This window comes from Janthinobacterium foliorum (assembly GCF_978021625.1).
On the sequence record NZ_CDXDQE010000048.1, the window covers coordinates 1 to 666 of the forward strand.

Sequence of the window (666 nt, forward strand, 5' to 3'; positions counted from 1 at the left end):
CACAATCTCCGCCTTCGTCCCGCCCCCACCGTCGACCATCCCGCCGCTATGCATGCGCCACACCCGCTTGCGCAAATCGCGGGCCACGCGATAGTCGACGGTGGCGATATTGATTTCGCTGTCGACGGCCATGCTGCGCTGGTTCAGGTTGGCGCTGCCCAAGGTCATGAACACGTCGTCGACCAGCATCAATTTGGAATGGATGTAGATTTCACGGTAGCGCCAGCGGTCGTTGTCGAACGCGCTGACATTGAGCATGGCCACCGAGACCTTCAGCCCGAATTCGCTCTCGAGCGTCATCACGCCGGGTTTGTTGATGCCGTTGGAATGCCGCACCACGTCGGGCAACTGGACTGCCACCTCGGCGGTAATGCCGAATCCTGCCCTGACAAGCCGCGTTTTCGGCGCCTTGTTGTAGTCGTCGATCATCTCGTTTTGCCCCGTCATGCCAGCGTGCTGTCCCAGCGCCGCCAGCATGTCGTGGGTGCGCGGCACCATCTGCGCCCGTTCTGGCACCGGAATGACGATGAACACGTGCATGACCGGCATATCTTCAAGACTCTTGCCCGCCTTGGCACTGCCGGCCTTCCAGGCGGCGACCACCTTCTTGCGCTCGGCCAGCAAATGCCGGGCCCATTCCTCATACTGGAAATACTGGTTTTCCAC

1 protein-coding gene is annotated in these 666 nt (G+C 61.0%); it reads right to left on the reverse strand.

The genetic code is table 11. The features are described 5' to 3' along the window. On the reverse strand, positions 1–666 hold a 666-nt coding region (locus ACZ92H_RS29405), incomplete at both ends, for a phospholipase D-like domain-containing protein (protein WP_465051968.1).